The organism is Marinobacter xiaoshiensis (assembly GCF_031631795.1).
Classification (GTDB): domain Bacteria; phylum Pseudomonadota; class Gammaproteobacteria; order Pseudomonadales; family Oleiphilaceae; genus Marinobacter; species Marinobacter xiaoshiensis.
Map to the genome: position 1 here is coordinate 494,019 of NZ_JAVMBO010000018.1, position 26,353 is coordinate 520,371.

Sequence of the window (26,353 nt, forward strand, 5' to 3'; positions counted from 1 at the left end):
CTTGTTCCAGGCTGTTAATTCGAGATTGTATTTTTCGAGATACCTTCGTTTACTACCTTCCCGGAACCGTCAGAAATGACCGGTAAACCAGGCTTTCATGCGCTCAAACAGCGAGGGTGCGTCTTCACCCTTGAGCACCGGTACCCGGCCAAGATCCATCTGCCGGAAACCATGAATCAATAACCCCACGCCGGTGGCGTAGATAGGGTTATTAACAACTTCTGTCATGCCGGACACTGCGTGCGGACACGCCAAGCGTACCGGCATATGGAAAATTTCTTCAGCAAGCTCCACCACGCCTTCCATGGTGGAGGAGCCGCCTGTAATCACGATTCCCGCCGGAATCATGTCTTCAAATCCTGAACGGCGCAGCTCTGATTGCACGAGGGTAAACAGCTCCTCGTAACGGGGCTCTACCACTTCTGCCAAGGCTTGCCGTGAGAGATCCCTCGGTGCCCGGTCGCCAACGCTGGGCACCTTGATGGTTTCATCTGCGCCAGCCAGCTGAGTCAAGGCACAGGCATACTTGATCTTGATTTCTTCTGCGTTCTGCGTGGGCGTACGCAGAGCCATGGCTATGTCGTTTGTAACTTGATCACCAGCAATGGGAATAACAGCGGTGTGACGAATGGCCCCGCCGGTGAACACGGCAATATCCGTGGTGCCGCCGCCCATATCCACTACACAGACACCCAGTTCTTTTTCGTCATCTGTGAGAATTGCGTGGCTCGACGCCAGCTGCTCCAGAATGATGTCGTCGGCTTCTAGACCACAGCGGCGAATGCACTTTTCAATATTCTGGGCTGCGTTGACGGCACAGGTAACCAGGTGCACCTTCGCCTCCAGACGCACACCGGACATACCCATTGGCTCTTTGATGCCCTCCTGGTTATCAATCACAAATTCCTGCGGCAAAATGTGCAGGATCTTCTGATCAGCAGGAATGGCGACGGCCTGTGCAGCGTCTATAACCCGGTCGATGTCAGCCTGAGTCACTTCCCGGTCACGAATAGCGACAATGCCGTGGGAGTTGAGGCTCTTGATATGACTGCCTGCAATCCCTGCATACACAGAATGAATGCGACAACCGGCCATCAGCTCGGCTTCCTCAACCGCTCGCTGGATTGCCTGAACCGTGGTTTCGATATTAACCACCACACCCCGCTTCAGACCCCGGGAAGGATGGGAGCCAATACCCACCACCTCAATGGTTCCGTCCATCTTGCGTTTGCCGACAATAGCAACCACTTTCGAGGTTCCAATATCGAGGCCGACAATCATGTTTTCCGTTTCAACCGATGACATGCGTTCCACCAAACCGTAGGTCTGAATTTACTGTTTCTATGTTTTCGGGCCGGAAGCAGCCTGCGCCTGCTTCCATTGAACCGCCACACCATTGGTGTAACGGGCATCTACCCGGCTAACTTCATCCGACCGCGATATCAGCCGGTTTTCATACACTGTGATAAAGCGCTCAAAGCGCTTCGCGACCTGATCCCGGCCGAGTACCACTTCAATTCCATTTGAGAGACTGAGCGTCCAGGCACCCCGCCGTTCAAGTGAAAGCCCTGCGAATCCCAGGCCGTGCCCGACCAACTTGTCACTCATGGTGCGAGCCATGTCGATCACATCACGCACCCGCTCATCGGGGCCCGCAAGCTGTGGCAACCTTCCCGCAACTTCCGGGTTTGGCGGCATGAACAGCTCACCAGTGCGGCTAACCAGGCGGCCGTCCGTCCAGTAAGCCAGCGGCCTTTTCTCCCGGATGTTAATTTCCAGTCGATCCGGCCATACGCGTCGCACCGCTACGGTTTCAACCCAGGGGCGCCTTTCAAGATCTGCCTTGATGTCCGAAAGATCCGTCGAAAAGTAGCTCTTACCGACCCAGTTGCCGGCCTGACGTTCAATGGCAACGCGGCTATCGCCGACAAAATCGCCATTCACATCAATAGCCAGAATTTGTTGATCCATGGCCCCCAGCACTTTGCCCGTTGCCCAAGGCACAAGGCCCGCCGCTAGCAGAATCGCAATGCCCATACCGGCCTGAAGCCAGGGCACCGCAGCCAGAATTGCTTTTAACACTCCAAACCGGTCCTTCTCGGGGCCGAGGGTTGTTGCTCCCCGGCGCCGGGGAGGGTCGGACGGTATCGCCCGGCTCCGGATTAGCAGTGTGTCAAGCATCGGCTCCCTCCAACGTGTCGTGCAAAATCCTCACAACCAGTTCTTCAAAACTGATGCCAGCAGCTTTTGCCGCCATTGGCACCAGGCTGTGATCAGTCATGCCCGGAACTGTGTTGACTTCCAGAAGCCAGAATTCACCCTCTGCATCCTGCATGATGTCTACACGGCCCCAAGTGCGGCAGCCCACGACCCGGAATGCCTCCAGCGCAAGATTCTGCAACTTCGCTTCATCCTGAGGCGACAGACCGCAGGGAATCCGATAACGGGTGTCGTCCGCCAGATATTTCGCGTCATAGTCGTAGAACACGTGATCGGTGCTCAAGCCGATGGCCGGCAGAGCCTTGTCCTGCAATAAGCTGACCGTAAACTCAGGGCCTTCAACCCACTCTTCTACCAACACTTGGGTATCCAGTGCGGCGGCAGCCTCGTAGGCTTCTACCAGCTCTGCAGCAGTATTCACTTTGCGGATTCCAATGCTGGAACCTTCCCTTGACGGCTTAACACTCAAAGGCATACGCAACGCTTGAACAATCTGTTCGGCGTCACTGGCTGCCGTCATGGTTCTGAACTTCGGTGTTGGCAAACCACAGCCAGCAAACACGTACTTGGTTCGCAATTTATCCATCGCCAGAGCGGAAGCCATTACCTCACTGCCGGTATAAGGAATTCCCGCCTGAGCAAGAATGGCTTGCAGGGTTCCGTCTTCTCCGCCACGGCCATGCAGGGCAATGAAGACCCGGTCAAAGTCCGGATTTTCTGCAGTCTTCAGAAGACACCCCTGAACATCCATTGCAAAGGCATCTACGCCCGCAGAAATCAGAGCTGCGAGAACCGCCTTGCCACTTTTGAGGGAGACATCCCGCTCAGCCGAGTCCCCGCCCATAAAAACAGCGACGCGCCCAAGCGCCTTAACCACCTCTGGATCGGCCTGATACGCCGGTATTCCGGGATGCTGCATATCACTCACCTGAAACAACTCCTTGCGCCGCCAACCGGATCGCTATCCCACCAATGTCCCCAGCACCCTGGGTAATCAAAAGATCGCCGTCTTGCAAAACGTTGGACAGCAAACCCTCAATCTCACGGTTATCTTCGACAAATAGAGGTTCTATCTTGCCCCGCTGCCTTATGCTGCGGCACAAGGCCCTGCTGTCGGCACCAGGAACTGCAGTTTCTCCGGCAGAGTACACATCCATCAGCAGCAGACCATCAACCTCCGACAACACTCGAACAAAGTCCTCATACAAGTCACGAGTCCGGCTGAATCTGTGGGGCTGGTACAGCATCACTATGCGACGCCCGGGCCAGGCACCCTGAGCAGCACGAATGACTGCCTCGACCTCTGTAGGGTGGTGTCCATAGTCGTCCACCAGAGTGATGGTGCCTTTGGGTATTTTGTAATCGCCGTAAACCTGAAAGCGGCGGCCAACGCCGGCAAAGGCTGCCAGCCCGCGACAAATTGCTTCATCTGCAATACCGTCATCCGTCGCCACAGCGATCACGGCCAAGGCGTTCAGAACGTTGTGCCGCCCGGGCATTTTGAGTTCCACAGTAAGGTCGCTTCGGCCGCCGGGGCGTTTCACCACGAAATGAGTTCTCAAACCATCAGAAACAATATTCTCAGCCCGATAATCTGCATCCTGGTTACTGATGCCATAGGTGATGATGGCACGGGAGATTCGGGGGATGATTTCGTTCACATAGGGATCATCCACGCACATCACAGCCAAGCCGTAAAAAGGCAGGTTATGAAGGAAATCCACAAACGTTTGTTTAAGCTTTTCCACGTCGCCGTCGTAGGTGTCCATATGATCGGCTTCGATGTTGGTGACCACTGACACGGTCGGCGTCAGGTGCAGAAAGGAGGCATCGCTCTCATCCGCTTCAGCAACCAGATATCGGGACCCACCCAGCTTGGCATTGGTACCTGCACTGTTCAGTTTGCCGCCGATCACGAAAGTGGGATCAAGCCCGGCTTCACCCAGCACCGACGCAATCAGGCTGGTTGTAGTGGTTTTGCCATGGGTTCCGGCTACGGCAATGCCGTGGCGGTAACGCATGATTTCCGCCAGCATTTCAGCACGGGGCACAATAGGCACCCGCCGACTGCGGGCCGAAACCATCTCGGGGTTGTCAGATGCAACAGCAGACGACACTACAACCACGTCGGCCTTAGCGCTGTTTTCCTCACGGTGGCCAATCTGAATCTCAATGCCCATGGCTTTGAGACGATCTGTAACTACACCTTGTTTGATGTCTGAGCCAGACACGTCGTAGCCCTGGTTTTTCAGCACTTCTGCAATGCCACTCATGCCGGCACCACCGATACCCACAAAGTGAATGTGGCGAATCCGGCGCATTTCCGGTACTTGAAAAGCAAGCGGCGGATTGTTTGTATCAGCCATTAGCGGCCTCCAGGCAATAATTTACGACTCGCTCCGTTGCATCGGGGCGAGCCAAAGTATGTGCAGCCTTGGCCATTTCCATGACTCGGGCGCGATCCCCGGCAAGGTCGCCAAGGGTTTCTGCCAGCACGGCCGGTGTAAGCCGTGACTGTGGTATCAGGATGGCCGCTTTGGCACTCACCAATTGCTGACCATTTTTCGTTTGATGATCGTCCACCGCATGGGGGAATGGCACCAGCACTGCGCCGATTCCTGCGGCACACAATTCAGATACCGTCAGTGCGCCAGCGCGGCACAACACTACGTCGGCCCAACCGTAGGCTTCCGCCATATCCTTAATAAACGGTTCAACATCGGCACTCACGCCGTGCTGCTCATAAGAGGCGCGGGCATCTTCAAGATGTCGTTCCCCACACTGATGCCGCACCTGTGGTCGCTCCTGTTCTGGCAGCATTGCCAGGGCTTCTGGCAATTGCTGATTGAACACCTGGGCACCCAAACTGCCACCGATCACCAGAATTCGCAGCGAATTGTTCTGATCTCCGGATTCGTTCGAGCGCCCGGCCATTCTTTCTTCCGGGGACGCTAAGGTCGCCAGATCTTCCCGCACCGGATTACCGGTACACCGGGTGACCACGTCTGTTCCAAAACTTCCCGGGAAGGCTTCCAGTACCGTTTTTGCAAACCGCACCAGAATCCGGTTGGTCATGCCTGCAATGGCATTCTGCTCATGAATCACCAGCGGCGTTTTCGTAAGCCAGGCTGCCAAGCCTCCAGGGCCCGTCACAAACCCACCCATGCCAACCACACAATCCGGGCGAATGCGGCGCATGATGGTGAACGCTTCACCCAGAGCACGCATCAGGCGGAACGGCGCTGCCAGCAAAGCAAGCTTGCCTTTTCCCCGGAGCCCCGAAATGTGGATCAACGACATAGGTATGCCAGTGTCAGAAATCAACCGTTCCTCCATGCCGCCGACAGCACCCAGCCAGTGCACTTCATGCCCCTTGGCTTCGAGTGCCCGTGCGGTGGCAAGTGCTGGAAACACGTGGCCGCCAGTGCCTCCAGCCATCATCAGAAAGCGGCGAGGTTCATTCATAGCGCGCACCTCCTCGCTTCCGGGGGGCCGTCTTTTCCGAAACCTGCTTTTCCTTATCCAGCCGTTCCATTTCAACCCGAGCGAGAATGCCGATACACACACAGCTGATCATCAAGCTGGAGCCGCCATAACTCACCAACGGCAAGGTCAGCCCTTTGGTGGGAAGCAATCCGGTACTGACTGCCATGTTGATTCCGGCCTGCAAGCCGATCAGCAATGTGATGCCGTAGGCGAAGCAGGCACCAAACGGCATATCTGCCTTTTCTGCCCGCCGTGCAATCACGAATCCGGTTACAACCAGCACAGTAAACAGCCCCAGCACGATCAGTGAGCCAATCAGCCCGAACTCTTCCGCGATGATGGCGAAAATAAAGTCTGTATGAGCCTCCGGCAGGAAGAACAGCTTCTGTATTGAGTTTCCGAGGCCAACGCCACTCCAGTCGCCGCGACCAAAAGCAATCAATGACTGCGTTAGCTGGTAGCCGCTGTCGAACTGATCTTTCCAGGGGTCGAGGTAACTCACTACGCGCTTCAGCCGGTAGGGCTGCGTCAGTACCAGAATCACCCCGAGCACCACCAGAATGGCAATCAGCGGTACAAACCGGCTAAGCCGCACACCGCTAAGGAAAATCATGCCCGCAGCTGCGGTCACCAGAACCACTGTCGCCCCAAAGTCAGGCTGAATAACCAACAAGGCAGATGCCACGCCAAGAACGACCAGCGGCTTCAAAAAGCCCGGCCAGGTATTCAGCAACTCATCGCGGCGCCTTACAACGTAGCCGGCCAGGTATGCAATCAGGCATAGCTTTGCCACTTCCGACACTTGCACGTTGAACAGCCCAAACGGGATCCAGCGCGTAGAACCGTTCACGGTGCGACCCAGTGGCGTAAGAACCAGGACCAGCACCAGCAGCCCTATCCCGAGCAACAACCAACCGCTGCGCTCCCACCAGGCCACTGGCACGTTGACCGACACCAATGCCAGCATGCAGCCCATAACCGCGAACATGAGCTGGCGAATCACATAGTGATAACCATTGCCCATGGTCTCTACCGCCAAGTCCATGGAAGCGGAGGAAATCATCACAACCCCGATAATCAGCAAGGCAACCGAGCTGATAACCAGAACCGGCAGGGGCTGAATTTCGCCCAACCATTGTGTCCTTGCGGGTGCTGCTGATAGCCCTAACTGCATCAGTTCACCTCCCGCAGTGATTGGACCTGGGTGCGGAATTGCTCACCACGATCCATATAGTCCGCAAACATATCGAAGCTCGCGCAAGCGGGGGAAAAGAGTACCCGATCGCCTTGCTGCGCAAGCTCGGCAGATTTTTCCACCGCAGCCTTCAAGGTTTCGGCCCGGTATACCGGCGTCTCGGAGGCCAGAGCCCCAGCAATACGATCTGCATCGCGGCCAATCAATACAACCGCGCGGCAACCGTCACTGACGGGGGCCGCCAGCTCTGTAAACTCGGCACCCTTGCCTTCTCCACCAGCAATCAGCACGAGTTTCCCTTCGCCTTCCGGCACCAGGCTTTTTATGGCGGCGACGGTGGCTCCAACATTCGTGCCCTTGGAGTCATTGATGTAATCCACGCCTGCAAGCCTGCGCACAAGCTCACAGCGGTGCGGCAACCCACTGAAGTTCCGCGCGCTATCCAACATGATGTCCATTGGCAGTCCCGCGGCCTGCCCAAGTGCCAACGCAGCCATTACGTTGCTGAGGTTGTGCCAGCCCATCAGTTTCAGCTCGCTGGCATTGAGCAGGTTATCGAAGCCGAAGGTCAGCCATAGGCCCTGATCGTCTTCCCGGGTACTGAACGTTTGCGGGTTCACCCGATTAAAGCCAAAACACACAAACCGCAGGTTGTCCCGCGCCATGGGAGTGCTGAGCGCATCGTCCAGGTTCACGATAGCGTTCTTGCAGCCCTGGAAGATTCGTTGCTTTGCCTGGAAATAAGCCATCTTGTCCGGATAGCGATCCAGATGATCATCACTGACATTCAGCACGGTTGCCGCCAGCGCATTCAGACCTGTAGTGGTTTCCAACTGAAAGCTGGAGAGTTCAAGCACGTACAAGTCGGCGCCCAGGCCCAGCAAATCCAGTGCCGGTGTGCCGATATTCCCGCCAACCTGAACCTTGCGACCCGCAGAACGCGCCATTTCACCCAGCAAGGTCGTAACAGTGGTCTTACCGTTGGAGCCCGTTATGGCCACAACAGGCGCGTCGGCAGCCTCAGCAAACAGATCAATATCGCCCCGTATGCGAGCACCTTGTTCGGCGGCATAGGCGATGGCAGGCTCAGCGATGCTGATTCCCGGGCTTACAATCAGTTCATTGAAACCGGCAAACAGCTCAGAGTTGAACGATCCAAGATGCACCGAAATATCAGGCCATTCGGCGCGAAGGTCATCCAGGCACGGCGGCGCTTCGCGGCTATCCGCCACGGCAACCTCTCGCCCCTGCGCAGTCAGATAGCGCACGCAGGAGAGCCCGGTTTTACCGAGCCCTACTACCAGTGTGCGACGATCTGAAGTGATGACACTCATAATCAGTCCGGCTTCCTATCGTAATTTCAGACTGGACAAGCCAATCAGAACGAGAATTACAGTGATGACCCAGAAACGCACAATCACACGCGGTTCTGGCCATCCTTTAAGTTCAAAATGGTGATGCAGTGGTGCCATCCGGAATATCCGGCGACCAGTCAGCCGGAACGAGGCAACCTGAAGGATCACTGACACTGTTTCCATTACAAACACGCCGCCCATGATGAAAAGAATGATTTCCTGGCGCACGATCACTGCAACCACACCCAAAGCTGCACCCAAAGCCAAGGCGCCAACGTCACCCATAAATACTTGGGCGGGATAAGTGTTAAACCAGAGGAAGCCAAGACCGGCGCCCACGAGGGCCCCGCAAAAGACAATCAGTTCGCCGGTACCCGGCAAGTGCGGGATCAGCAGATAATTTGCGAACTGCACGTTACCGGATACGTAGGCGAAAATGCCCAAGGCACCTGCAACCATGACGGTGGGCATGATTGCGAGGCCATCCAGACCATCTGTCAGGTTCACCGCGTTGCTGCTACCGACAATCACAAAATAAGTAAGCAGGATAAAGAGCACCGGCCCGAGGGTCAGTGACACATTTTTAAGAAATGGCAGGTACAACGAGGTTTCCTGGGGCAAAGCGGAACTGAAGTACAACACTATGGCTGCGGCTGCACCAATCAAAGACTGCCAGAAGTACTTCCACCGTGCAGGCAGGCCACGAGGGTTGCGCTCAACCACTTTCCGGTAATCATCCACCCAGCCAATAGCGCCGAACAGCAAGGTAACCAGCAACGTCACCCACACATAACGGTTGGACAGGTCCGCCCACAACAATGTGCTGATGCCGATAGAGACCAGAATCAGCGCGCCGCCCATGGTTGGCGTTCCAGCTTTACTGAGGTGTGTCTGGGGACCATCATCACGAATCGCCTGACCAATCTGATACTGACTCAGTTTGCGGATCATCACTGGTCCGATAAGCAAAGAGATCAGGAGCGCGGTTAACGTGCCCAGAATTCCGCGCACGGTCAGGTACTGAAACACCGTCAGCGCCGAAAAATAGTCTGAAAGAACCCCTGTCAGCCAGAGCAACATGCTTTATTCACCTTGTTTATAATTCCATCCGCCACGAGATCCATGGCGGAACTTCTGGACCCTTTAACCAGCACGGTCATTGGCCGCTCTTTAGCCCGATAAATGACCTGCACGGCCTCATCGTGTGTTTCATACATCTCTGTCCCTTCACCAAAACCCTCGGCATAGCCTTCGCAGCCGGGACCTACCGTTACCAGGCGGGCAATGCCCAACTCCGAAGCAAAGGCACCCACTTCACGGTGAAGTTCGCGAGCGGTTGGCCCGAGTTCGCCCATCGCTCCTAAAACCGCAATATGCGCGCCTTGGCGCTTTGCCAGAACACCCAACGCTGCTTTCATGGAGGCCGGGTTTGCGTTGTAACTGTCATCAATAACTGACAATTCTCCCGGAAGATTGACTACCTGGAGGCGCCCACGTGCTGGCTGGACCCCGGCCAGACCGTCTTTGATTGCCGAATCCGTTGCACCCAGCTCACGGGCTGCTGCAATCGCCAGCAGAGCGTTGGTTACGTTGTGCTCGCCTTCGAGGGGCAACAGGAACGTGAGCCCCCATCCGTCAGGCCCTGCACACACAACTTCCGCCTGTATGCTTTGCTTTGGCTGGATAACTGCACTGTAGTCCGCCTCGGGGTGCCCCAAGCGACTGACACTGACAACCCGTCGGTTCCCGGCTCGGGCAAGCCACTGTTCGAACGCAGGGTCATCCCGGTTCAGAACCACCAAGCCGGCATCGCTGACACCTTCGATAATTTCGCCCTTGGCCCGCACGATATTCTCGTAACTGCCAAAGCCCTCGAGGTGTGCTTCTCCCGCATTCGTGAGAATCACAACCTGAGGCTTGGTCATTGCAACGGTATGGGCGATTTCACCAATCCCGCTGGCACCTAATTCAACAACACCATATTCGTGCCTGGGCTCCAGGCCGAACAGGGTCAAGGGCACACCAATGTGATTGTTCAGGTTGCCGCGTGTCGCAAGGGTTTCCCCCATTCGTGCCAGAATGGCAGCGACCAGCTCTTTAACAGTGGTTTTGCCACTGCTACCTGTAATCGCAACCAGCTTCGCGTCGCTTTCATTGCGATTGCCCGCAGCAAGATTCGCCAGCGCCTCAACGGTGTCTGCCACAACCAGCTGCGGCATATCGGGGCTGTTATCTACCGGCGTATCAACCACGGCAGCACTGGCACCCAGCTTCTGAGCAGCCTGTAAAAACTTGTGACCATCAAAGTTGTCACCGCGCAGGGCGACAAATAGCTCACCTGCTTTCAATACGCGCGTGTCTGTGGACACGCCAGTGAACTGAACCGCATCCAGCCCCTGCGACACACACTTTGCGCTGGTAAAACCCACAGCCTCAGCGATAGAGAAGGCGCGCATCATAGGTCCGCCCCCTCGATATTCAAGCCTTGGCGCACATGACTTGCGTCACTGAACGGGAGCTTCTGACCCGCTATCTCTTGCCAGGATTCGTGGCCTTTGCCTGCAACAAGAACAAGGTCGCCTGGCTCTGACATATTTATGGCTGTGCGAATCGCCTCAGCCCGGTCGTGAATAACTGTGGCGGCATCCGGCCGGGAGAAGCCCGCCAGAATGTCCTGCACAATCTCCACCGGGTTTTCTGTCCGCGGGTTGTCATCTGTAACGATAAGGACATCGGCGCACTTTTCAGCTTCCTTCGCCATTTCAGGCCGTTTGCCGCTATCCCGGTCGCCACCGCAACCAAACACACAGATCAGCTTGCCTGTTACGTGAGGCCGCAGCGCAGCTAAAGCATTCGCGAGCGCATCGGGTGTGTGCGCATAATCAACCACAGCACGAACGCCGCTTGCGCCACAGAAACGCTCAAGCCGCCCGGGTGGCGGTGTTAACAGTTCTACCGCCTGCCGTACCTGTTCGACCGTCACATTCAGGGTCATAACCGCTGCAATTGCCGCAAGCACGTTGCTGGCATTGAAACTCCCCATCAGCGGCGCGGAAAAGCCAAATTCGCCCCACTCGCCATCAACCACAGCATCAAAGCCGTTATCTGTGGGACGAAATTCTTTCAGCCACAGCTCGACTTCGGATTCGTGAAGGCTGTAGCGAATGCGATCACACTTACCTTCAAGCTTTTCATAGAGCTGACGACCAAAGGGATCATCAAAATTGATCACCGAGAAGTGCACATCCTCACGCTCGAACAATCGTGCCTTGGTCGCACCGTAGGACTCCATTGAACCGTGATAGTCCAGATGGTCCCGCGTCAGATTGGTAAACACGGCACCGGTTATTGCCAGGCCGTCTACTCTGCCTTGATCCAGACCATGGGAAGACACTTCCATCGCTGCTGCGCGGCCGCCACTGGCAAGAATGCCCGACAAAGCACGATTAATCTGAACCGCGTCAGGCGTAGTATGGCTGGCCTTCTGCAAGGAACCGGGCATGCCGTAACCCAAAGTCCCCAGAACACCACAGGGCGTGTCTGCCGCGCCTAGTAACTGGGCGATGTAATGGCTCACCGAGGTTTTTCCGTTGGTACCGGTAACGCCGATCAACCGCAGCCTGCGCGAAGGGTGCTCGTAAAAGCGGGCTGCAATTTTCCCCAGTAGTTGTCGGAGTTCCGGAACAGGCACAATCAATGCACCCCGATATTCCTGGCACTCGCCGCTGCTCTCCGTTTCCAGAAGCACAACTGTGGCGCCTGCCGCTATTGCTTGATCCACATACTGGTCAGCCGGCGTCTTTGCGCCTGCCAAAGCAACAAATGCATCTCCGGAACGAACTTCACGGCTATCCGTTTGCAGCCCGTGGATGGTCACATCGAAAACAGAAGGCACGGGCGCAATACCCTGCAACAACGTACTGAGAGATGTTATGCACATAGGCCTACCCCCTCGCCCCGATGTTTACCGGCTGCCGACTTGTTGCGCCAACCTCCAGCTCAGGCTTTACGTTAAGCAGACGCAGCGCATCGCTCATCACCCGAGAAAACACTGGCGCGGCCACTTCGCCGCCGTAGTATTCACCTGACTGCGGCGCATCCACTGCTACAACTGTGACAATTCTTGGGTTGTCGATGGGGGCCATACCGGCAAAAATTGCCTTGTACTGGCTGTCTTCGTAGCCTTGGGCACCAACCAGATGAACCGTTCCTGTTTTGCCTCCGGCACTATAAAAGCCAGGCTGAGCACGTTTGCCAGAACCTCTGGAAACCACTTCTCCCAGCATTGCCCGAACATCACTTGTTACCCGCTCGGAAAGAACCCTTTCACCAACAGGCTTTTCGTTCAGCTTCATCAGGCTTAGGGGGTAACGCACACCGCCATTGGCGATAACCATATAGGCCTGAGCTAACTGAAGTGCATTCACGCTCATTCCGTAACCGTATGAGAGCGTTGCTTCCTCGGAGGGGCGCCACTTCGGTGGTGCTGGCAATACCCCTACAGCTTCTCCCGGAAATCCAATACCTGTTGGCTGACCAAACCCGAGGCGGGCGTAGAGGTTGCGAATCGTGTCACCACCCAATTCCGTAGCGATCTTGCTGATACCTACGTTGCTCGATTTCACGATGATGTCGGTAAGGCTAATAACGCCGTAATTCCGGTAATCGCGGATTGTGAACCTGCCAAAACGCCGATAACCGGGCGAGGTATCAATGGTCTCATTAGCGGTGTATTGCCCGGATTCAAGCGCCGCTGCCATAGAGATGGGCTTCATGGTTGAGCCAGGCTCAAACAAATCAGTAATGGCCTTATTACGGAGATTTTCCGATGCGAACTGGCTGCGATCGTTGGGGTTATAGGATCCCTGATTGACCATCGCGAGCACTTCACCCGTCTCGACATCCAGCATCACAAGAGTGCCGCCGCGGGCCTTATGTGAACTAACCACAGCTTTCAGCTCACGATAAGCCAGATACTGCAGGCGCAGATCTATGCTGAGTTCAAGATTGTGACCAGGAGCCGCATCACGGATGAGCGCCAGATCCTTGATGATCCGCCCGCGATTATCCTTTAGAACACGCTTGCGACCCGACTCACCAGATAGCCAATCGTTATAAGCCAGTTCCAGGCCTTCCTGGCCTCGCTCGTCGATATTGGTAAACCCGACAACATGCGATGTCACCTCGCCCGCAGGGTAATAACGACGGTATTCCTGCCGCGTGTAGATGCCAGGAATATCCAGCTCCATAGCCTTTGCGGCCAGCCCGGGCTGCACCTTTCTGCGCAGATAAATGAATTCGCGGCCAGCGTATGTTGCCAGCCGCTCCCGCAGCCTGGCTTCACTGATGTCCAGCACCCGAGCCAGATTGGTCAGGCGTGGCTCGGCGGGATCGGTCTCGGAAGGGTTGGCCCAGAGTGTCTGAACCGGGGTACTTACAGCCAGGGGCTCACCATAACGATCGGTCACTACGCCACGGTGGGCGTCAATGGTCTCTACGCGAATCGTGCGCACGTCACCCTGCTTGCGCAGAAAATCGTTATCCACAACATGCAGATCAACCAGACGCCATCCAAGGGCCAGCACAACAACCAGAAACACACCCAGCACAGAGCCAAAGCGCCAGGCTTTCAGGCCCGCCGCGACTCTCTGGCTCAATGTTCTTGCTGACTCCTGATTGGACAATCAGATCACCCTGAAGTTGTTATTGTTGTAAATTACCGGGATGCCAGCGGCGACATCAGGGGCACCAGAACAATATCCTGACGCCCAGGCACCACCATATTGAAACGTTCTGCCGCTAGCCGCTCGACGCGACCGTGGCCACCCATGGAGCTTTGCTCCAGAAGCAACTGACTCCATTCGGCCTGAAAACTGTCACGCTCTGCCTGCAGCTGAGACAGGGTATTGAACAGCGCGCGGTTCTCATGGGCACTCACAACAACACCTATGGACGAACCCACAAGCAGCACAGCCAAGCCCAGAGACACCAAAACATTTTTTTGGCGCGTGGCATCGAAAACCCGTCGGGAGATTCGCACAGCTGCCACGACACCCTCACGAACCTTTTCCTTGTTCAACTTTGCCGGCTTTACAGCCGTTTCTATGGCTATGGCGCCCATAATTACGCGCTCCCCTGCGACGTCTTTGTATTGTCGATACGCTCAAGAACCCTCATAACAGCACTACGGGCCCGAACATTCTCACTAACCTCACCGGCACCGGCCTTGCTCGCCTTGCCTATCAACCTGAAATCCGAAGTCTCCTGTGCCGCCGTTACCGGAATACCCTTGGGTAACCTGGGGCCGCGAGCGAGATCTCGCATAAAGCGCTTTACCAGCCGGTCTTCCAGCGAGTGAAAACTGATCACAACCAACCGTCCACCAGGCGCAAGCCTGTCGACCGCCGCCTGCAACCCGATTTCCAGATCTTCCAACTCGCGATTTATAAAGATTCGTATCGCCTGGAACGTCCGGGTTGCCGGGTGTTTATGCTTCTCTTTCCTGGGCACGGCTTCGCTGACCAATGCGGCCAACTGAAGTGTTGTTTCGATCGGTGCTTCTTTACGCCGCTCAACGACCTGCCGAGCAATGCGGCGGGAAAACTTCTCCTCGCCGTAGCGAAAAATCACATCTGCAATTTCCTGTTCTTCGGCATACATCAACCACTCTGCCGCACTTGGCGACTGCTGGGGGTTCATGCGCATATCAAGGGGACCATCACGCATAAAGCTGAAGCCTCTGGACGCATCATCCAGCTGCGGCGACGAGACACCAAGATCCATCAGCACGCCATCAACCTGCTCCCAACCTGCTTCAGACACAGCGCGGCCGAGCTCAGCAAAGGAGCCGTGAAAATACTTGAAACGGGAATCGGCTTCCGCAAGCTTTTCAGCTACGAGGATCGCCTCGGGGTCTTTGTCGATGCCCAGCAACTGGCCAGAGGTACCCAAACACCCCAAAACGAGCTGACTATGCCCACCGCGGCCGAATGTTGCGTCTACATAGCTACCATCGGGATCGCTGACCATATAGTCGACCGCCGAATCCAGGAGCACCGAGCGATGGGAAAATTCCGCTCCGGCCTCCGGCTTGCGATCAGAGGTCATAGGGAAAGCGCCTCCATCTCGGGCGGAATGTCTTCATCGCATGAAGTCTCGTCCAGCCATTCGAACCAACGCTCTTCACTCCATAACTCCAGCTTCTTGCCCTGCCCGACGAGCATCAGCTTTTTTTCCAGATTGGCGTGCCTGCGCAAGGTTGGTGGTACCAGAATGCGACCGGCCGAGTCCATTTCCATGGGCGCTGCATTACCTAAGACCAGGCGCTGCAGACGACGAACTGGCTTTTTCATGTTGGGAAGATCTTCGATCTTCACACGAAGAATCTCCCACTCAGGCTCCGGGTAAACCAGTACACAGCGCTCTTCATCAGCATTTGCAGTCAATACAATGCGGCCACCACAGGCTTGCGCGAGGGTCTCGCGCACCTTGGCGGGGATCGCCAAGCGACCCTTTGCATCCATATTGATGGCATGACTGCCGAGAAAATTGCTCATTTACACCGTCTCTGGAGACTCAAATTCCACAAATAACCACTAGAAACCACTTTTTCCCACTTGTGCACACTATAGAAACACGCAATTCACAATGCAAGCGCCGTCAACGACGCCACTCTTGGGAAAGTTCCTTTTATGACAACAGGTTACGGCGACTCGTGTGAGTCAGAGGTGACATTACGGAAAAGAAAAGAAGGAAAATCAAACACCTGCAAAAATGTCTGAAGAAGACAAGTGAGGTTTAAGATTTTTTGGCTATAAGAAATGTGCAGTGATAATAAACAGGCTTCATGAAGGGAAAAAAGGCGAGCTCGCCGATAAGCCGGGTTCTGTCTTGGACAGTCATTCATCTAGGGCCTGCGTCACCACAGGCCTCAAGCAACCTACCCGAGTCCAGCGCGGGCCACGCCATAGGACTCCTATTTGGTCTTGCTCCAGGTGGGGTTTACCATCGCCGTGGACTGTTGCCAGCCACGCGGTGCGCTCTTACCGCACCGTTTCACCCTTACCGGTGTCCGCGAACGAATCACGAACACTTAGGCGGTCTACTTTCTGTTGCACTTTCCGTCGGCTCACGCCGCCCAGGAGTTACCTGGCACCTTGCCCTGCGGAGCCCGGACTTTCCTCCCCCGGTAAAAACCGGCGGCGACTGTCTGGCGAGCTCGGGCGAGACAATACTATTGCACCACGCACCATGCAAGGAAAAGCGCAGAACAAAAGGTCAACCCTCCTTGAGCTCCAAGGCACGCTGATACAGTTCGTTCTTGCTCAGGCCACTCAAACCGGAGGCTATCTTTGCCACTTTTTTCAGCGGCAGCTCCGCCATCAGAAGGCCCAGCAAATGATCAACATCCAATTCACCGGCCATCAACCCGGCCTCGGCCTTTTCCGCTCCTCGCACCATCACAACGAACTCGCCACGACTGCCGTGGGGGTCATCCGTCAAGGTGGCGTGCACATCTGCTGCCGTACCAGAATAGAACGTTTCAAAGGCCTTGGTGATCTCGCGACCAAGCACAATCTCCCGCTGCGCCCCCATAACCTCCGCTATATCCGCGACCGTATTCAGTATCCTGTGAGGCGACTCGTAAAACACCAGCGTCGCAACCTCCTTGCGAAGCTCTTCCAGGGCTGTGCGCCGACCAGCACCCTTTGCGGGCAGAAAACCCACGAACAAAAACCGGTCGGTGGGCAGACCCGCAGCACTCAGGGCAGCTACCAGCGCGCAAGGCCCGGGTATCGGGCTAACCCGCAGCCCTTCCGCCCTGGCTTCCCGAACCAGCACATAACCCGGATCGGAGATTAACGGCGTGCCCGCGTCTGAGATCAAAGCAACATCAGCACCAGCCAACAGCTGCTCCAGTATATTCTGAACCCTGCCCCGCTCATTGTGATCATGTAATGCGATCAACGGCTTGCTGATACCAATATGTTGTAACAACCGCCCACTGTGGCGAGTATCCTCTGCCGCAATGACGGCCACGCTCGAAAGCACCTTAACCGCGCGCGGTGATAGATCATCCATATTGCCAATAGGGGTCGCAACGATATAGAGCGTTCCCCGATTATCACCTGGCCTTATTACCTGCACGGCAGGCTGATCCGATTCAGATTTCAAAATGTGTGCCTCGCATGGAGAGACGGCGCCACCATGACACCTGCGTCATGTGAATTGGCCCGGGAGCTGTTAAACTTGCCACCATCAGATCGACGCCACAAGCCAAAACTCCGGAATCTATAGAGCTTGCCATGACAAAGAATCCTGCTAATCATCGTGCCCTGGCCGGTATTTTCATGCTCACCCTGCTGTTTGCAGGGTGCGCCAGTATCGACCTGGACTCGCACATTGCCCAGTCTCCTTCCCAGGCACTTGAGCTTGCGGCAAAAGAAAGCAACCCTGAAGTTGCGCAGCGATACCTTCTAAAGGTCGCCAGCCAGTTCCAGGATCGGGATGACCACCGCGCCGCCCGCACATTACTGCAGAGCACTCAACTGGCGCAACCTGCACCTGCCCTCCATGCACAAAAGCAACTACTCTCCATGGCCAGCGCAGTGGCGCTCGAAGATCGCGAGTGGGCAGGTAGCATTGTCACCAAAATTTCTCCAGACAACTTCAAAGGCTACAACTCGGAACTCGTTAGCCGGGCTGCCAACCTTCAGGCCGAAACCTATGCCCTCGTAGATGACCGTCTCTCCGCCGCCATGACACTAGTGCTGCTCTCCCAATCTGACGGCAATGTAAATCCGCAGCAGATACATGACCAGATCTGGGCATTCCTGAAAGCGGTTCCAGATCAAAAACTCGCAGCCGCAAAAGAGCGGAGCATCGGTTTTGAAACTGAGGGATGGCTCGAACTCGCAGTCAGCATTCGTACACCCGGACTCAGCATCGACGATCAAGGCCGAATTATCAGGCGCTGGCAAAATAGCCGGCCCGGGCACCCTGCTGCGCAGATACTGCCGTCAGAACTTCAACTCATCGCCAACCTGGCGGAAAGCCGGCCAGAAAAAATCGCGCTCGCCCTGCCACTTAATGGCCCTTTGGCCAGTGCTGGCAAAGCCATTCGAGATGGGTTCCTGGCGGCTTACTATCAGGATAAATCAGCAGATCGAAGCAAAACCGACATTCGCGTCATTGATACATCCGGCAAACCGTTTGAAAAACTCTACAAAGAACTTGCTGCTGAAGATATTGACCTGATTATCGGCCCCCTTGAGAAGGAAGCCCTGGCAAGCCTTACAAATATGAAAACCCTGCCCGTGCCAGCGCTGGGACTTAACTACCTGCCTGATGGCACAACGCTGCCCGATGGCTTGTACCAGTTTGGCCTATCGGCTGAGGACGAAGCCCGTCAAATTGCAGACAGACTGTCTGGGCAAAACATCAACCAGGTTCTGGTGCTGATTCCCCAGGGTGAGTGGGGTGACCGCGTCGAGGCAGCCCTGCTGAAGCGTATGCAGCAGAACGGCGCAATTGCTCTGGATATAGAACGCTTCTTCCGCGAGGACAACCTGCGAGCTGTCACTGCAGACCTGCTAGGCATCACCGTGTCGCGGGACCGAGCCATTCAGGTTGAGCGAACCATTGGACTGAACGTAGAGTTCGAACCGCGCCGCAGACAGGATGCAGAGGCGATTGTCATGGTGGCCGAGCCAGCCGTTGCTCGCCAACTCAAACCCCTGTTCGCCTACTATTTTGGAGGCGACCTGCCGGTCTATTCACCTTCAATTATTTACGAAGGCACACCAGATGCTGGCCGCGATCGCGATCTCAACCGGGTAGTTTTCACGGACATCCCCTGGGTGCTAAACGATAAAAACCCATTGCGTGAAGAGGCAGCCAAGGCCTTACCGGGTACCCGAGGCCAACTCGGTCGGCTATTTGCCATGGGAGCCGATGCATGGCAACTGAGCAAACGTCTCCCCTTGCTTCGCCAGGTCCAGACCGCTTCAATCGATGGACAAACAGGCCAACTTACCATGACCCCTGAAGGAAGCATTCACAGGCAGCAACTTTGGGCTCAATTCAGGAACGGGACACCCAAACGGCTACCCGAACCAGCCCCTGAAAACAATGAAGACGCAGCGAGCCCTCAGATGCTGACAAACTGACAGCCACTCTCACATGGAAAACAAGCGCCATGGAAGGCCGAAAAGCCATTGGAACGTATTTTGAAGGTGTAGCCGCGCGATACCTTGAGGCTCACGGAGTACATATCCGGGAGCGCAACGTGTACAGCCGCGGCGGCGAGATAGATCTAATAGGGCAAGACCAGGACACCCTCGTTTTCTTCGAAGTGCGATACCGAGGCAGTGGCAGTCTTGTTGACCCAGCCAGCTCGATTTCTTACCCGAAGCAAAAGCGGCTTCTGAAAGCTGCATCCTTCTATCTGCATCGCCACCACCTCTGGGACGCCAACACCCGAATAGACGTAGTGGCAATCAGCCCGGGAACCGTAAAAAAATACCGGGTACAATGGATCAAAAATGCAATCCAGGCGGATATATAGACTCTGATGAACGACATGGGCAACATGATCAACCAGTTATTTGCCAGCCACATGGAGCACACTGCACAAGCGGCAAGCAGTGTTGGCCCAGCCATAGAGCAGGCAGCGGACGCCTTCGTAAACGCACTACTCCATGACGGGAAAATCATCACCTGCGCCAATGGTAACGCCAACGTAGTCGCTCAGTATTTCTGTACGGCTTTTCTTAATCGCTTTGAACAAGACCGGCCAGCCCTTCCAGCCATCAACCTGGGAGCAGACGCCACTACCTATTCAGCTATCTGTCGTGACAACCGTTTTAATGACACCTTCTCACGCCAGGTTAAAGCCATAGGCAAACCTGGAGACCTTCTGTTCGTGATTGTTGATGACGGCCACAAAGCCAACCTCATTCAGGCTATCCAGGCAGCCCACGACAGGGAAATGAATGTGGTTGTGCTAAGCGCACGGGAGAAGTCCGACATAACCTCCCTGATGCACTCAGAAGACCACGAGATCGCATTAAACGACCTGTCTCCCACTGAGGCCACACCTATGCTTATGCTGGTGATCAATGCCCTGTGTTCGCTGGTAGACGGAAAACTATTTGGGGGCTGAACAAAAATGCCGGCTTGCGCCGGCATTTTTGTCAGAACTTGAACCTAATACTTGTAACTTACTTCACGACCTTCAGCGTAGGCCGCCCAGAAGGCCGCTCTTCCTGACCATTCTGCCTGGAATTCTCGCGATCATTAGTGCCGTCCGGATCCGGAGAGCCCGGCTCACTACCAAACACCATGCCTTCGCCATTCTCTTTCGCGTAAATGGCCATGACCGCCTGCAGAGGAATGAACACCTGCATAGGCACACCGCCAAATCGCGCACTGAACTCCAGAGCACTATTGCCAACAACCAGCGAACGCACTGCACCCGGGCTAATATTCAGAACAATCTGGCCATTCGCCACATGCGCTGTCGGCACCTGAACACCCTGAATGCCCGCATCCACTACTATGTACGGAGTGCAGTCATTATCCAGTATCCACTCATTAAAAGCGCGCACCAAATAGGGGCGACTGGAAGTCATGGTGATCTTGTTATCAGGCACTGCGTTTCTCCTGTTCTCTATCGCGGACGCCAGCCAAATCAGCTACGGATGTCTTCTTCGAGATCAGAAAGGCTAGCCTTGAAGCCCTCACGAGCGAACAAGTTGTCCATATACTTCTGGAGTGGCTTGGCCTGCTTATCATTAAGCTCAATGCCAAGGGCAGGCAAACGCCAGAGAATGGGTGCAATACAGCAGTCCACAATTGTGAACTCCTCAGAGAGGAAAAACGGCATCTCACCGAACAAAGGTCCTGCAGCAAGCAGACCTTCGCGTAATTCCTTACGAGCAGCCTCCGAAGCTTTAGCATTTGGCTGAAGCAGAATCTGGTCAACCAAACCACACCAGTCTCTTTGGATCCGGTGGATCATCAAACGACTGTTAGCACGCGCGACCGGATAAACCGGCAGTAGCGGGGGGTGCGGAAAACGCTCATCAAGATATTCCATCATGATGTTAGGCTCATACAGAACCAGATCACGATCTACCAATGTTGGCAGGGCGTTATACGGATTCATATCAGCCACTTCAGCTGGCGGATTATCCGGGTCAACATCAACGATATCAACGGTAACACCCTTCTCTGCCAGCACAATGCGCACTCTGTGGCTATAGTGGCTGGCCGGGTCTGAGAAAAATGTCATCGATGACCGCTTAGTCACAACGCCCATAGAACTACCTCACGAGTAAACAAACCGAAATGGACCTGAAAAACGCAAAAATTCCAGCGGGCCAATTAACGCCCACTGGAACTCAGGGAACAGGATTATACCCTATTTCTCAGTGCACGTCCTTCCAGTACTCACGATTGAGCAGGTAGGCGAAGACAAAGAAAATAGCGACAAAGATCAATACGAATATCCCGAGGCGCTCACGCTCAACTTTGATCGGATCCGCCATGTAAGACATAAAGTTTGTCATGTCGTACATGGCCTGATCAAACTCAGCGCCAGTCATACTGCCCTCAATGGCATACTCCGGACAAGCACCTGCGTTCCTGATGTTGCCACTCAGAGGCTCAACACTGGCTTTTTTGCCAATATTGGGCTCAACCGCACACAAACCCTGAAGGTCGACCAGAACATGGGGCATGCCTACCTTGTCGAACACCACGTTGTTCACACCTAGTGGGCGAGACTCGTCTTTGTAGAAGCCACGCAGATAGGAGTACAACCAGGACTCGCCACGCAAGCGGCTTTCCAGAGTAAGATCTGGTGGCGGAGCACCAAACCAGTCAGCTGCCATATCCTTGTTCATGGAGTTCTTCATCAGCTCACCAATCTGGGCGCCGGTGAAAATCAGATTCTCCTCGAACAACTTGACCGGGATCTCCAGATCGTCAGCAACCCGCTTGTAACGGGCATACTCCATGGAGTGACACCCCATGCAGTAGTTCGTGAACATTGCCGCACCGCGCTGCAATGATGCTTTGTCTGTGTGATCCGTTTTGATGTGGTCAAGCGGAACGCCGGCACCGGCTGCCAGTCCGAGAACCGGCAGGAATGCGATGAAAAGACCAAAAATCAGCTTTCTCATTATCCTGTCACCCTCTCTGGTACTGGCTTGGTTTTCTCCATGCGCGTGTAGAACGGCATCAGAATGAAGTAGAGGAAATACACTACTGTCAGTATCTGTGCAGCAGTGGTGCGACCCTCGGTAGCGGGAACCAGCCCAAGATAGCCGAGAATAACAAAGCTGATCGCGAACAGCGTCAAGGCAATCTTGCTCAACCAGCCCTTGTAGCGAATGGAGCGAACGGGGCTCCGATCCAGCCACGGCAGGACAAACAATATCGCGATAGCTCCACCCATAACCACAACACCCCAGAACTTTGCAGACAGGCCGAACAGATCAACCGTTACCGCACGCAACATGGCGTAGAAGGGTGTGAAGTACCACACAGGCGCAATATGCACAGGTGTCTTCAGCGCATTTGCAGGCTCAAAGTTCGGCTTCTCTATAAACAGACCACCCATCTCAGGGAAGAAGAACACTACGATAAAGAAGATAAAGAAGAATACGGCCACGCCCACAAGATCGTGCACGGAGTAGTAGGGGTGGAACGGAATACCGTCTTTCGGAATGCCGTTTTCATCCTTGTTCTTCTTGATTTCAATACCGTCAGGGTTATTGGAGCCCACTTCATGCAAAGCAAGAATGTGAAGAACAACCAAGCCCAACAATACGATCGGAAGCGCGACTACATGCAATGCAAAGAAGCGGTTCAGAGTAATACCGGAAATCAGGTAATCACCACGAATCCACAAAGACAAGTCTTCCCCGATAACCGGGATGGCGCCAAAGAGGTTAACAATTACCTGTGCGCCCCAGAAAGACATCTGTCCCCACGGCAACAAATAGCCCATGAAGGCTTCCGCCATCAGCACCAGGTAGATCAGCATCCCGAACAACCAGATCAACTCACGCGGCTTCTGGTACGATCCGTACATAAGACCGCGGAACATGTGAAGGTACACCACAATGAAGAAAGCGGAGGCACCCGTGGAGTGCAGGTAACGCAAGAGCCACCCCCACTGCACATCACGCATGATGTACTCGACGGAAGCGAAGGCCCCCTCACCGGTGGGATTATAGCTCATGGTAAGCCAGATACCCGTGACCAACTGGTTCACCAGTACAAGCATTGCCAGAGAACCGAAAAAATACCAGACATTAAAGTTTTTCGGCGCGTAATATTTAGCCAGGTGTTTATTCCAGGCATCCACAATTGGCAGACGCTCGTCTACCCAATTAAGTAGCTTCTGCATTACGCTGCCTCCGGATCAAGACCAATCGTGAGAGTCGCGTCGTCGTCATAGCGATAAGGCGGCACTTCAAGGTTCAAGGGAGCAGGCTGCGCAGAGTGGACCCGTCCAGCCATGTCGAACCGTGAACCGTGACACGGACAGAATAGCCCACCCAGCCACTCGTCGCCCAAATCTGCGGGAGCGACTTCAGGACGATACGTCGGAACGCAGCCCAAGTGAGTGCATATCCCAACCAGCACAACAAATTCAGGCTTGATTGAGCGGTACACATCACCCGCATAATCTGGCTGCTGGGGCTCTTCCGACTGGGGATCTTTCACCCTGTCGTTGAGCTTTACAATATTCTCCAGCATTTCCGGAGTGCGGCGGATGACCCATACTGGCTTGCCCCGCCACTCAACGGTGATCTGCTGACCTGGTTCTATTTTACTGATATTGACGGTTACCGGCGCACCAGCCGCTTCCGCTTTGGCACTGGGATTCCAGGATGCCACGAAAGGGACTGCCGCACCGACGACGCCGACCCCACCTACCGCAGCCGTAGCGCCGATAAGAAACCGGCGTCGACCTTGGCTCACGTCGCCATTATTCATTATGGTTCTCTCCCATCAGGCGATGTCACAGCCCGCCAGAAAGCCGACAGTGTGCATCGAAAAGGACTTCACAATCCAAAATTATAAGCGAACAAATGGTAATGAAATTACCATGTCCTTACAAGTCAGAAAGCCGCCACCGGAGCGACTTCTCTGCTCCAGATCAATTTGACAATCATTGTGCCTGAAACAAAAAAACCCGACCAAATAGCCGGGTTTTCCTGAGATCTGCTCCAGCGGAACTTAACGCTTGGAGTACTGTGGACGCTTACGCGCCTTACGCAGACCAACTTTCTTACGCTCAACTTCACGAGCATCACGGGTAACATAACCCGCTTTACGCATCGCTGGACGCAGAGTTTCGTCGTAATCCATCAGAGCACGGGTCAGACCGTGGCGAATTGCGCCCGCCTGACCACTACTACCACCACCCTTAACAGTGATGTTGATGTCAAACCGATCCGCAGATTCTGCAACAACCAGAGGCTGACGCACGATCATGCGAAGAGTCTCACGACCGAAGAAATCTTCGATTGTGCGACCGTTGATTGAAATGTTACCGCTTCCCGGCTTGATGAACACCCGAGCCGTGGACGTTTTGCGGCGACCAGTACCGTAATTTTGTGCTACAGACATATCCGCCTTCCGTTAAATGTCGAGTTCTTTGGGCTGCTGGGCTGTGTGAGGATGCTCAGCGCCGGCATAGATTTTCAGCTTCTTGAACATGGCACGACCAAGCGGGCCTTTCGGAAGCATGCCTTTGACAGACTTCTGAATAACTTGCTCAGGCGCCTTATCAACCAGCTTCTCGAAGCTGATGGACTTGATCCCACCCGGAAACCCGGTATGACTGTAGTACATCTTATCAGATGCCTTGTTGCCGGTAACCCGCACCTGGCCCGCATTGATAACTACAATGTAATCGCCAGTGTCTACATGAGGGGTGTACTCAGGCTTATGCTTGCCCCGCAGACGACGGGCGATTTCGGTTGACAGACGACCCAGCGTCTTGCCGGCTGCGTCTACAACGTACCAGTCACGTTTTACGGTTTCTGGTTTCGCACTCAGAGTCTTCATTGATTCCGCCTTGAACGCTATAAAAAGAAACGTTAAAAACCGCCACCCGAAAGTGTAGTACACCCGGAGGAGGTTCTGTACCTGTAATTTGATCGGCAGTGACACTATTCGGGGCTGAGATAGTGGCATCGCCTTGAAAAGCCAGGGCGCGAAGTATACTCGAACGAATAATTAAATCCAACCCTGCTGTACATAGTTTTATTGCCGAGTCGTTACCATAAGGATTCACCGTAAAGCAGCCTGGTATTGGATAATACTACAGACGCCACGTATTCCGCGGATTCACCCCGGATATCAGAGAGGCACTCAAGAATCCTGCGTAGATGCAAAGGTGAGTTAGCCCCCGGCTCAACACCTTCCGGCGCCATGTCCGGCGCGTCCGTCTCAAGCACGAGAGCCTCCAGCGGTAAACGGGAAACGGCATCGCGCGTTTTACTCGATCGGGGATGGGTAATTACCCCGCCCACGCCAATAAAACATCCAAGGTCGACCAACTTCAAAGCCTGCTGATAACTACCGGAAAAACCGTGCAGCAGTGCCCGGCCATTCCACTTCGTGCGCCTAAGCGTTGCGTGAACCTCGTCGTGCGCCCTGACGGAATGGATAACAAGAGGAAAACCCAGTTCAGAGGCCAAACCAATCTGAGCCTCAAACCAGGGGTATTGATCACTCATGTTTCCGTGAAGGCGATCCAGCCCACATTCACCAATCGCCACGCAGCGTTCAGGTCTTTTCCGCAAAGCCCGCTCAAGGATTTCCAAATCCTGGCCAGAGTGCTCCCCGACATACCACGGATGGATCCCAAGGCAATAATAGAGGCCAGCATGCGCCAAGGCAGTATCGCGAACACGCGCCCAATCCGGGCGCCGCACACCGGGAATCACCAGCCCGGCCAGACCATCCCCGGACGCAGCATCAAGCTCCCTGTCGCGGCGCCCATCAAAAAATGGAAAATCAAAGTGGCAATGGGCATCAACCAGCTTCAATTCAACCTCCACCCACTAATGAA

The 26,353-nt window shown here is 54.9% G+C and carries 26 protein-coding genes and 1 other RNA gene; 3 read left to right on the forward strand and 24 right to left on the reverse strand.

The genetic code is table 11. From position 1 onward, the window contains the following. Nucleotides 1-69: 69 nt before the first annotated feature. The 16 genes from ftsA to rsmI form a co-directional block, all read right to left on the reverse strand. Nucleotides 70-1,305, reverse strand: a complete 1,236-nt coding sequence (ftsA, locus tag RKA07_RS17720; RefSeq protein ID WP_200202074.1) for a cell division protein FtsA — start codon at nt 1,303-1,305, stop codon at nt 70-72. Nucleotides 1,306-1,341: 36 nt separating this feature from the next. Beyond that, the gene (locus tag RKA07_RS17725) at nt 1,342-2,181 is read right to left on the reverse strand and encodes a cell division protein FtsQ/DivIB (protein ID WP_310966962.1); all 840 of its coding nucleotides are present in this window, start codon (nt 2,179-2,181) and stop codon (nt 1,342-1,344) included. Then, nucleotides 2,174-3,139: a D-alanine--D-alanine ligase gene (locus RKA07_RS17730; RefSeq protein WP_200370359.1), complete on the reverse strand. Its 966-nt coding sequence runs from the start codon at nt 3,137-3,139 to the stop codon at nt 2,174-2,176. Before RKA07_RS17730 ends, RKA07_RS17725 begins: the two co-directional genes overlap by 8 nt. Nucleotide 3,140: 1 nt before the next feature. Beyond that, nucleotides 3,141-4,586, reverse strand: coding sequence for a UDP-N-acetylmuramate--L-alanine ligase (gene murC / locus RKA07_RS17735; RefSeq protein WP_310966964.1), 1,446 nt, complete (start codon nt 4,584-4,586; stop codon nt 3,141-3,143). Then, entirely contained in the window at nt 4,579-5,685 is a 1,107-nt protein-coding gene (murG, locus tag RKA07_RS17740) for an undecaprenyldiphospho-muramoylpentapeptide beta-N-acetylglucosaminyltransferase (protein ID WP_310966965.1), read from the reverse strand. Before murG ends, murC begins: the two co-directional genes overlap by 8 nt. Then, nucleotides 5,678-6,880 (reverse strand): putative lipid II flippase FtsW, encoded by a 1,203-nt coding sequence (ftsW, locus tag RKA07_RS17745; RefSeq protein ID WP_310966967.1) that lies wholly within the window; start codon nt 6,878-6,880, stop codon nt 5,678-5,680. The genes murG and ftsW overlap by 8 nt, the downstream gene beginning before the upstream one ends. Continuing rightward, a complete protein-coding gene (gene murD / locus RKA07_RS17750) occupies nt 6,880-8,235 on the reverse strand; it encodes a UDP-N-acetylmuramoyl-L-alanine--D-glutamate ligase (RefSeq protein ID WP_310966969.1) in 1,356 nt (451 codons plus the stop codon). Before murD ends, ftsW begins: the two co-directional genes overlap by 1 nt. A 15-nt stretch (nt 8,236-8,250) precedes the next feature. Then, nucleotides 8,251-9,336, reverse strand: a complete 1,086-nt coding sequence (mraY, locus tag RKA07_RS17755; protein ID WP_200202080.1) for a phospho-N-acetylmuramoyl-pentapeptide-transferase — start codon at nt 9,334-9,336, stop codon at nt 8,251-8,253. Next, entirely contained in the window at nt 9,321-10,715 is a 1,395-nt protein-coding gene (locus tag RKA07_RS17760; protein WP_310966971.1) for a UDP-N-acetylmuramoyl-tripeptide--D-alanyl-D-alanine ligase, read from the reverse strand. Before RKA07_RS17760 ends, mraY begins: the two co-directional genes overlap by 16 nt. Beyond that, on the reverse strand, nt 10,712-12,196 hold the full coding sequence (locus RKA07_RS17765) for a UDP-N-acetylmuramoyl-L-alanyl-D-glutamate--2,6-diaminopimelate ligase (RefSeq protein ID WP_310966973.1): 1,485 nt from the start codon (nt 12,194-12,196) through the stop codon (nt 10,712-10,714). Before RKA07_RS17765 ends, RKA07_RS17760 begins: the two co-directional genes overlap by 4 nt. Before the next feature lie 4 nt (nt 12,197-12,200). Then, on the reverse strand, nt 12,201-13,940 hold the full coding sequence (locus tag RKA07_RS17770) for a peptidoglycan D,D-transpeptidase FtsI family protein (RefSeq protein WP_310966975.1): 1,740 nt from the start codon (nt 13,938-13,940) through the stop codon (nt 12,201-12,203). Nucleotides 13,941-13,972: 32 nt separating this feature from the next. Continuing rightward, nucleotides 13,973-14,377 (reverse strand): cell division protein FtsL, encoded by a 405-nt coding sequence (gene ftsL, locus RKA07_RS17775; RefSeq protein ID WP_200370313.1) that lies wholly within the window; start codon nt 14,375-14,377, stop codon nt 13,973-13,975. A 2-nt stretch (nt 14,378-14,379) separates the two neighbouring features. Beyond that, the gene (gene rsmH / locus RKA07_RS17780) at nt 14,380-15,363 is read right to left on the reverse strand and encodes a 16S rRNA (cytosine(1402)-N(4))-methyltransferase RsmH (protein ID WP_200370315.1); all 984 of its coding nucleotides are present in this window, start codon (nt 15,361-15,363) and stop codon (nt 14,380-14,382) included. Further along, on the reverse strand, nt 15,360-15,812 hold the full coding sequence (gene mraZ, locus RKA07_RS17785) for a division/cell wall cluster transcriptional repressor MraZ (protein WP_200202086.1): 453 nt from the start codon (nt 15,810-15,812) through the stop codon (nt 15,360-15,362). Before mraZ ends, rsmH begins: the two co-directional genes overlap by 4 nt. A 302-nt stretch (nt 15,813-16,114) precedes the next feature. Beyond that, nucleotides 16,115-16,477: RNase P RNA component class A (gene rnpB / locus RKA07_RS17790), an RNA gene on the reverse strand. Nucleotides 16,478-16,533: 56 nt separating this feature from the next. After that, nucleotides 16,534-17,430 (reverse strand): 16S rRNA (cytidine(1402)-2'-O)-methyltransferase, encoded by an 897-nt coding sequence (rsmI, locus tag RKA07_RS17795; protein ID WP_200202087.1) that lies wholly within the window; start codon nt 17,428-17,430, stop codon nt 16,534-16,536. 131 nt (nt 17,431-17,561) lie between these two features. Between rsmI and RKA07_RS17800 the strand changes: the two genes are divergently transcribed. From RKA07_RS17800 to RKA07_RS17810, 3 genes are read left to right on the forward strand one after another with little or no spacing between them, the layout of a single operon-like run. Next, on the forward strand, nt 17,562-19,424 hold the full coding sequence (locus RKA07_RS17800; RefSeq protein WP_310966978.1) for a penicillin-binding protein activator: 1,863 nt from the start codon (nt 17,562-17,564) through the stop codon (nt 19,422-19,424). Nucleotides 19,425-19,453: 29 nt separating this feature from the next. Further along, nucleotides 19,454-19,822 carry a YraN family protein gene (locus tag RKA07_RS17805; RefSeq protein WP_200202089.1) on the forward strand — a complete coding sequence of 123 codons (369 nt, stop codon included), beginning with the start codon at nt 19,454-19,456 and terminating at the stop codon, nt 19,820-19,822. Between the two features lie 6 nt (nt 19,823-19,828). After that, nucleotides 19,829-20,419, forward strand: a complete 591-nt coding sequence (locus RKA07_RS17810) for a D-sedoheptulose-7-phosphate isomerase (RefSeq protein ID WP_310966980.1) — start codon at nt 19,829-19,831, stop codon at nt 20,417-20,419. Nucleotides 20,420-20,477: 58 nt separating this feature from the next. On the opposite strand, the gene RKA07_RS17815 is transcribed toward RKA07_RS17810, so the two are convergent. The 8 genes from RKA07_RS17815 to RKA07_RS17850 form a co-directional block, all read right to left on the reverse strand. Then, nucleotides 20,478-20,888, reverse strand: coding sequence for a ClpXP protease specificity-enhancing factor (locus RKA07_RS17815; RefSeq protein WP_200202123.1), 411 nt, complete (start codon nt 20,886-20,888; stop codon nt 20,478-20,480). 59 nt (nt 20,889-20,947) lie between these two features. Further along, nucleotides 20,948-21,577 carry a glutathione S-transferase N-terminal domain-containing protein gene (locus RKA07_RS17820; protein WP_200202091.1) on the reverse strand — a complete coding sequence of 210 codons (630 nt, stop codon included), beginning with the start codon at nt 21,575-21,577 and terminating at the stop codon, nt 20,948-20,950. 109 nt (nt 21,578-21,686) lie between these two features. Beyond that, on the reverse strand, nt 21,687-22,442 hold the full coding sequence (locus tag RKA07_RS17825) for a cytochrome c1 (protein WP_200202092.1): 756 nt from the start codon (nt 22,440-22,442) through the stop codon (nt 21,687-21,689). After that, entirely contained in the window at nt 22,442-23,674 is a 1,233-nt protein-coding gene (locus RKA07_RS17830) for a cytochrome b (protein WP_310966982.1), read from the reverse strand. The genes RKA07_RS17825 and RKA07_RS17830 overlap by 1 nt, the downstream gene beginning before the upstream one ends. Then, nucleotides 23,674-24,267, reverse strand: a complete 594-nt coding sequence (gene petA, locus RKA07_RS17835) for a ubiquinol-cytochrome c reductase iron-sulfur subunit (RefSeq protein ID WP_200202094.1) — start codon at nt 24,265-24,267, stop codon at nt 23,674-23,676. Before petA ends, RKA07_RS17830 begins: the two co-directional genes overlap by 1 nt. 243 nt (nt 24,268-24,510) lie before the next feature. Next, nucleotides 24,511-24,903: a 30S ribosomal protein S9 gene (gene rpsI / locus RKA07_RS17840; protein WP_200202095.1), complete on the reverse strand. Its 393-nt coding sequence runs from the start codon at nt 24,901-24,903 to the stop codon at nt 24,511-24,513. Between the two features lie 12 nt (nt 24,904-24,915). Then, nucleotides 24,916-25,344 carry a 50S ribosomal protein L13 gene (gene rplM, locus RKA07_RS17845; RefSeq protein WP_144780435.1) on the reverse strand — a complete coding sequence of 143 codons (429 nt, stop codon included), beginning with the start codon at nt 25,342-25,344 and terminating at the stop codon, nt 24,916-24,918. A 212-nt stretch (nt 25,345-25,556) separates the two neighbouring features. Then, a complete protein-coding gene (locus RKA07_RS17850; protein ID WP_200202096.1) occupies nt 25,557-26,330 on the reverse strand; it encodes a TatD family hydrolase in 774 nt (257 codons plus the stop codon). Nucleotides 26,331-26,353: the final 23 nt, after the last annotated feature.